This is a genomic window from Bartonella sp. CL435QHHD, assembly GCF_042195095.1.
In the GTDB taxonomy this organism is placed as follows: domain Bacteria; phylum Pseudomonadota; class Alphaproteobacteria; order Rhizobiales; family Rhizobiaceae; genus Bartonella.
Map to the genome: position 1 here is coordinate 1 of NZ_JBHINS010000019.1, position 8,140 is coordinate 8,140.

The window sequence follows — 8,140 nt, forward strand, 5'->3', positions numbered from 1 at the left end:
TGTGGCTCTTGTCAATAATCGCGGCAACATTGCCGGCGCTTTGCATGAGCTTGGCTCTTCAAAGAATGTTCTCAGCATTGTCTCGTCGATGTTAACGGCGGGCTTAACCAGCCAAATAACGGAAATGGCAGGTGTTGGACAATCTTTGCCAAAAACCGCTCCTTTTGTCGATCGTATCGCCCTTGAAGCGAAAAAGAACTTGATCAAAGCCGCCATTGGCACAGGCGTGCAAACGGCTCTTGAAGGCGGCTCTCTTGACAAGAACTTTTTTAACAATCTGCGCATCGCCCTGTCTGATACGGTTGGCAAATCGTTGGCAGAAGAAATCGGTACCGCCAAGGCAGAAGGCAAAATAGATACGGTCACACAGATCGTTGCCCACGCTGGTCTTGGCTGCTTAAAAGGCGCTGTTGCGAGCGGTGCTTGCACGGCCGGTGCTGTGGGGGGTGCTGTGGGCGAAGCCACTGCTATGCTCCAGTTTCAATTGTGGGTGCAAGGCATTGTGAAAGAGGAAATGGGGGACCTAAACGGTCGCACCCCAACTCCGGAAGAGGAAGCGCGTATAAACGCAAAGATTGATGCGCAGTTTGCTGACTTTAGAGACCACACCATTGATGTTGCAAGGGCTGCCGGGGGCGTTGCTGCCGCCATTGCCGGTGGCAATGTTGATGCCGGCGCTGATGCCGCAGGTAATGCCGCTGCAAATAACTTTTTGAGTAGTGCACAACGCGCTCAGATGAAGAAAGAGTTAGAAGAGTGCCCTGATGATCAGTGTCGAAGAGATGTTAACGAAAAATGGTTCGAGATTGATGAACAACAAGATAGAACTTTTTCGACAGGAATTATGACTGGTCTCATTGCCGATATACCAATCAAGCTATACGAGTTAGCTGATGGCGCTGTGAAGAACATGATGTTACAAATAATGATATTTGCTAGCAATCCATGGGGGGGCGCGAAAAGGGCTGTTAAAGACATTGAAACAGGAGCGTCTTGGGTCGTGAGTGGACATGTGATTGATGATGCCTGGGAAGGTGCTGGTCAATTCTGGGGAGGTGTTGAGGATGCGTTTATAGGGGATATAGATTACGTAAAAGAGAATCTTGAAAAAGCGGAAGTTAACGGAGCTTTTAATGCTGGTTTTGAAACTGGAAGATTATCAGCCGGAGTGTTAGAAAACTTTGCTGGAGGAGCTGGAGCAGCCAAGGAAGCTATAAATCTTGGCAACAAGGCTGTGATCAAGTTCATTGCTAGGAAAGATTTTGCCCAATTCGCTTCCAAGAAAAATCTTGCCAAACTTGCAGCTCAAGGAGATCCTGACAAACTAGCTGCTAGGAAAGAACTGACCAAACTCGCTGCTAAAGAAAAAAAGCTTTGGTTAAAAAAGAAACCTACTAAATTTACTGATAGCAAATTTGGACAGACAAACAAAGCCTATCAGAGAGACGATTTGTTTGATCCTAACAGAGTTTCTAAATGGACTGAAAACAAAAAAGAAGTGTGGGGCACCAATGTTGAAAGGATGGAAGCAGGAAGAGCACCGATAGGATTTGATGATGAGTCTGTTGAGTTGCATCATTTATCACAAACACCTGAAGGGCCCATAGCAGAAATGAGCAAAGAATCTCACCAAAAATATAATTCCGTAATCCATGCTCCTTCCAAAACACATCAATCGCTTATAGAGAGAGAAAAGTTTGGTAAGTGGAGAGAGGAATATTGGAAGGAACGTGCTAAAGGATTTAGAGAACAAAAAAACAGTAGTTTAGGAGGAATAATCGATATGAAATGGAGTATCATAGGGATAGATTTTGACAGATGGGGACAAGAGCATCGGCAGTAATGCTCTACGGTTGATGAAAAGAGAGAAAAAAGAAGTTTGGAGAAATAATCGATGAAAACCTATACCTTAGATGATGTTGTAGAATTAATTGATAAATATAATGATATTATCAATTTTCGTACTGAAGAAAATGCGGCTGATGATCTACGGATTGAAAAGGAGGAGAAAGCTCTCGGTTTGCAATTCACATCGTCTTATAAGAGTTTTTTAAAAAAATATGTAGGAGGAGAAATAGGGGGTGAAGAAATCTTTAGCCTTTATAAGGAGTGTGGAGCAGATATCCCTGGTGGTGATATTGTTTTCAAAAACTTAAATGCTAGAAAACGTGGTTTTGCAACATCAGAACAGCTTATCGTGTGTTACGCTGATTTTGGTGAAACCTTTTATTTTGATTATACGCAGTTTCGGGATGGAGAATGTCCAATCTATGTTATGTATCCATTGGATAATTGCGAATATTACGCCAGTAATTTTTATGAATTCCTTTGCAAAAGAATTAAAGTACACGCGGGAGAAGAGATACTTGATGGTGACCAACCGATTGAAAAGATTGAGAACACTCCCACTCCGCAACCCGTACCTTTTTACAAGAGTTTTTGGAAAAAACTATGGAGGAAGGGCAATTGATAGAGGAAATATGGAGCGTTTATAACGCAAGTTTTGAGGTTCATCCATGAAAACCTATACCTTAGATGATGTTGCAGTATTAATTGATAAAGTGAATAAATATGATGATGAGATTATCAATTTGGGTACTGCAGAAAATGCAGTTGATGATCTACTGATTGAAAAGGCGGAGAAAGCTCTCGGTTTACAATTTACATCTTCTTATAAGAGTTTTTTAAAAAATTATAAAGGAGGAGAAATTGGAGGTTATGAAATCTGTAGCGTTTATAGGTATTGCTGCTGGTGATATTGTTTACCGAAACTTGCTCAATAGAGAACGTGGTTTTGTGACACCAGAGCAGCTTTTCGTTAGCAGAACAGATTTTGGTGAAACCTTTTATTTTGATTATACGCAGTTTCGGGATGGTGAATGCCCACTCTATGTCATGCTTCCATCTGAAGATTGCGAATATTACGCAAGTAATTTTTATGAATTTCTCTGCAAAAGAATTAAAGAGTATGCAGGGGAAGATTCATGAAAACCTATACCTTAGATGATGTTATACAACTAGTTGATAAATAGGATAATTGCGATTTATTGCTTGTTATGAAAACATCTAAAAAGAGATTGATCATTATAAAGATTAGCAAAATCCCTTTTAATAGACCGTGTCAGTGTTGTCAGTTCTTTTTAGAGCCTCTATTGTTTTTTTTATGAGTAAAAATTAAAAACATTATATTTTAATAGGTTAGTGTTTTAAAAACATAACCCATATCAAGAGTACAATCTTGAAAGATAACCAATGATGTGAATTGATTAAAACCTGTCAGTTATGTGTCAGTAAAGTGAACTGACAAAATAGACCATTTTAGTGAGTCATTAAAGCCTTTCAAAAGATAGCTTGTAATTCATATGAAATGCTATCAAGATCATTATGGTTGTGAGTTTTGAAGATTTTGAGTATTTTGAGAGTTCCTTTTACTCCCCTTTATATATATTTTTTCAATCGAAAAATAAAAGTCATTATATTTCAATATATTAGCATTTTAGAGATACAATCTATATTAAGATACAACCTATAAATACAACCAATGGTATATTTTTGAAGGTATTTTGAGAGTTTGAGAAACCTACAAAACCTATAAGTAATATAAGAAAATGAATATACATAACTCTCTTTAAACAAAGCTTTTGATAACAATAAAGCTATCATTTTAGATTACGGTATAATCTTTTAAAGGCAATGTAAAAAATCTAATTCACTTTAAGAGTGGGTTTCTTAAAAATCTTAAAGCAATCCAAATAAGAGTATCTAAAAGTGCAAGTTTCTTCTTTTTAGAATAACGCATATTAGGATTGTATCTAATCAACTTAACAAAAGAGGTATAGATTATGGTTATAAGCTCTATACCACTTGTGAGATCAACATACCCATTATGTGAGCATGCTTTATAAGTTATTTAGTTTCTTTTAATACCAAATTTGGTAGGTTTTTTACGATTTTCATGGTTTCTAAACTTACGGTAATAACTCTTTGAAACAACTCTAGAGGGTAGGCAGGGTTGCCAATGGTTTCAACAGCATAGCGATTGGCATCATTAACAATGCCGCTCTTTTTATCAGTCTTTACACATTGACGCCCCATAACCCATTCAAGAGCGGGTCTACCATTAACGATATACTCATAAGCTTCAAGAGGGATATCTGTCATTGTGATATTGCTGTTATAAATAACAGTTGATTTATCTTTCTCTTTACCTGCTTTTGCGAATTTCATTTCAGTCACATAATAAANGTTATAAATAACAGTTGATTTATCTTTCTCTTTACCTGCTTTTGCGAATTTCATTTCAGTCACATAATAAAACTTTTCTGGATTAGAGATATCAGTCTGTTTTGGATTGCCTTTTTTAAAGGTCACGGGATAAGGTACTACAGTTTCATAGTTTACGTGCAAATGACCCAGTTCACGTCCTGCTGTTACAAACTTCCAAAAATCTTCAGCACTCTTTACGCAAGGAATGCGAGGCAATTCTTTAGAGAGGTTATCAGCATAACGAGCACGGTAATCTTCCGAATGGAGTAAACCGTAAACGTAATAGAATAGATCATCCTTAGTAATTTTTTCATTAGGATAAGCCTCTTTAAAATGTGCTAATCCTTCATCCGTAATGGCATCATGCTTCTGTAAACCAGCTGTTGTGCTTTTTTCTGTAAATAAATGGGATTGTTTCTCTTTATTGTTTTTCAAGGATTCAGCATCTTCATAAATATAGCGTGGAAAGCATTGACCTTTATCCACTACATCAAGATTAGGTAAACTTTTAGACATAAGTACAGAAAAACCCGATTGAGTTCCCGTACCTGTAATTTGTATTACCATATTTTCAACCACCTTCCCCATAGGGAATATCCGCGGCATTTGATAGACTCTCTCATTAAAAGTACGGTTGCAGTATAGCCATTGTTTCGTAAAAGGACGATAAAGACTTTGCGTGATGCATTTATTTTCAAATTCAAAGATTTTTCCTCTTACTAACTCTTGTTTAACATTATAGCTCCAACTTATCTTCCTCTCATCTGTATCAACGAAATTATTTACAGCCTTTGTACGTATCTTGCGACTAGCATGCGGATAGATATCATTAAAACGTTCCACTTCACTGTTATAGAAGGCAATCATATTACTCATGTTTTTCTTTAAAGTTTCATGGCTTGAGTTATACGTCCAAGCATCACGATTAGTTACAACCCCAAGAGAAAATGTTTCAAATAGTCTGAAATTACATCCCTTCTTATCGCCTATAGCTAAAAATGTTTTGAAATTGTTATCACGTTGATGAATCCAGTCACCATGTTCATCCGGTGTAATTATTTTCCAACTCGATTTATTTGTGATGCCATCAACACTACCAAAGTATTGAAGCATCTCAAGTTTTTTTGCGGTGGAAAGATTATCTCCAATATCATGATAGTAAATCTTACACGGTTGTTTTTTATTTGGATTGCGCACAAAAATCGTTACAGCTATTCCGTTTTGACTTCCAAAACCAAAAACATTGCCTCCTTCCTTTGATAGCTCTTTTGATTTTATATTTTTTCGAATATCACCACGAAGATTAATAATATAAATAGAAGAATATTCATTTCGTAAGCATTTTCGCATGCCATCAGCAAATGCTTTATCTATCCATCCATTTCCAGAAATATAAGCTACAATACCACCTTGAGAATTTAAGCGATTACTTGCCCACCTAATCGCTCGAATATAGCTATCATAGAGATTTCTTTTTAATGTTGCTTGAGATTTAAGTGCATACGTATTTTGGATACTTCTATCAAGTATTTCATATTCTACATTTGCATTATTATCATTCTCACTTCTTTGACCAGAAGAATAAGGAGGGTTACCAAAGATAACTTTGATGTTTAGATTTTTCTGATGCTCTAAATATTCACTGTTTTCTTTGAATAATTCCTGTAGAAGATTTTTCTCTTCAAGCATCTGAAACGTATCAGTCAAACCAATATGCTTAAAAGGAATATACTCACCTTTCATGATACTATGATAAGTCGATTCAATGTTAATCGCTGCTATGTAATAAGCTAAGATAACAATCTCATTGGCATGGATATCATGACGGAATTTATATTCCATATCCTCTGGTTTGATGAGATTAGATTGTAAAAGCCGTGTGATAAAGGTACCAGTACCTGTAAAAGGGTCAAGAATAGAGACACCACGTGACCCTAAGCTTTTGCCAAATTCATTACGCAACACATCATCAACAGAATGAATGATAAAATCAACAACCTCAACGGGCGTATAAACAATCCCAAGCCTATCCGTGGTTTTCTTAAATGCCTTGGCAAAAAAACTTTCATAAAGTTTGATAATAAGATTCTGTTTTGCATGAGTTTCCGTAATGCCTGCTGTACAGAATGTGACACTTTTGTAGAATTTATCAAGATCTTTCGTTTTCTCTTCGATATTGGTTTTATCCAGTTCCGTTAAGATCTTATCCATTGCTTGCGAAATAGCATTGTTCTGTACAAATTCATTGCCTTCAAACAAAGCTTCAAACACGGGACGCGTGACAAGATGTTGCGCTAACATCTCAATCGCTTCCTCTTGTTTGATTTCGCTGTTGACGTTGTTCTTTAATTCCTTATGAAAGGCATCAAAAGCATGAAAGGTTTCACTGTTTTCATCAGTAAGCAGGTTTTGAAGATGCGTAATATGGTTTTGAGCAATCTCAGCAACATTGTTCGCCCATATGCCCCAATAATCGGTGATTTTAAAACTATCCAGAAAAATGGCTTTGACAAAATCAAAAAATTCAGAACGGCGGAATAGGTCTCCTTGTCCTCCAGATACCGATTGAGATTTGCTTTCTGCTGTTCCAATGACACGTCCAGAACTTTCTGCTTTTGATGGTATCGAGATCTCATCAACCGTTGTGGTAAGCTCTTTTAATTCATCCTCACGCTTAATCTCTATAATCTCAATCGTATGGCTGCTATCTTGTCCTAAAGACATTTGATTAATTGTCCGAGCAAGCCTTTCATCATGAGAATGTAAAGCATGCAAAACTTGCCAAACAACACGGTATCTCTTATTGTTTTTTAAAGCTTTTTTGGCTTCTAAGTGTGAAGGAATGATAATGGGTAAAATGATATAGCCCGTTTTCTTATTTGGAGCACGGCGCATCACACGCCCCACCGCCTGTATCACATCCACTTGGCTATTGCGTGGGTGTAAGAACATGATCGCATCAAGAGCAGGGACATCAATCCCTTCTGAAAGACACCGAACATTGCTTAAGATCCGACAAACATTGTTCCCAGCATCTCCTTTAAGCCAATCCAGTTCCTCATTGCGTTTTTTGACGCTTTGCGTTCCGTCAATATGTCTTACTTCACAGTTTAGAAAGGGAACGGTTTGAAGGAAATCATCAATATGAGATTTGATAATTTTATTAAAGAGCTTTGTTATATATTGAGAGGTATTGATATCTTTGCAAAAAGCTAAAGCACATTGCATGGGCTCTGTATCATCATCATCAACAGCGGCTTGCTTATCTATTTTGGTCAGGGCTCTATAACAGCCAATAATTTTTGCCGCATCATCTAAATCAATTTCACGGTTTTCATTGGCAATAATCTCCTGTATGGCTGGTGTGATATAGGTTTCATTAATACCCAAGACCACAATTTTGTAAGGAGTTAAAAGTTCATTATCGACAGCTTCCACGAATGTATAATGATGGAGTTGTTTGCCATAAAGCGTTTCATCGTCCATAGATGCGAGAACGGCATTAATCTCATCCGCCCGCCTTTTGGCAGTATCACTAAAGATACGCGGCGTTGCTGTCATATACAGACGTTTTTTACCTCGAATGATGCTGTTATCGTGAACCTTGATAAATTCAGATTCATTGTCTTCACTTCCCAATGAAGCCCCAGTTGTTCTATGCGCTTCATCACAAATGATCAGATCAAATTCGGGTAAACCATGGTCTTTTTGGGCATCCGAAATCACTTGAATGGAATGATAGGTTGAAAAGATGACCGTCATTGCATCTGCTAGGTTTTCGCAAGCTTCTTTGGCAAGGGCTTTCGCATCCGTGGTAGCAGGGAGAACAAGATCTGATGTTTCCATGCCAACAATATCATCTTGGTTTTTACGA

The 8,140-nt window shown here is 37.5% G+C and carries 3 protein-coding genes and 1 pseudogene; 3 read left to right on the forward strand and 1 reads right to left on the reverse strand.

The genetic code is table 11. The annotated features are described in order from the left end of the window. The 3 genes and pseudogenes from ACFILH_RS00710 to ACFILH_RS00720 form a co-directional block, all read left to right on the forward strand. A partial coding sequence (locus ACFILH_RS00710; RefSeq protein ID WP_375667216.1) for a DUF637 domain-containing protein occupies positions 1–1,843 on the forward strand: 1,843 nt, incomplete at its 5' end. 51 nt (positions 1,844–1,894) lie between these two features. Then, the gene (locus tag ACFILH_RS00715; RefSeq protein WP_375667217.1) at positions 1,895–2,470 is read left to right on the forward strand and encodes an SMI1/KNR4 family protein; all 576 of its coding nucleotides are present in this window, start codon (positions 1,895–1,897) and stop codon (positions 2,468–2,470) included. A gap of 46 nt (positions 2,471–2,516) precedes the next feature. Next, positions 2,517–2,982: pseudogene (locus tag ACFILH_RS00720) on the forward strand (SMI1/KNR4 family protein); the annotation flags it as partial. Between the two features lie 924 nt (positions 2,983–3,906). On the opposite strand, the gene ACFILH_RS00725 reads toward ACFILH_RS00720, so the two are convergent. Then, a partial coding sequence (locus tag ACFILH_RS00725) for a type ISP restriction/modification enzyme (RefSeq protein ID WP_375667218.1) occupies positions 3,907–8,140 on the reverse strand: 4,234 nt, incomplete at its 5' end.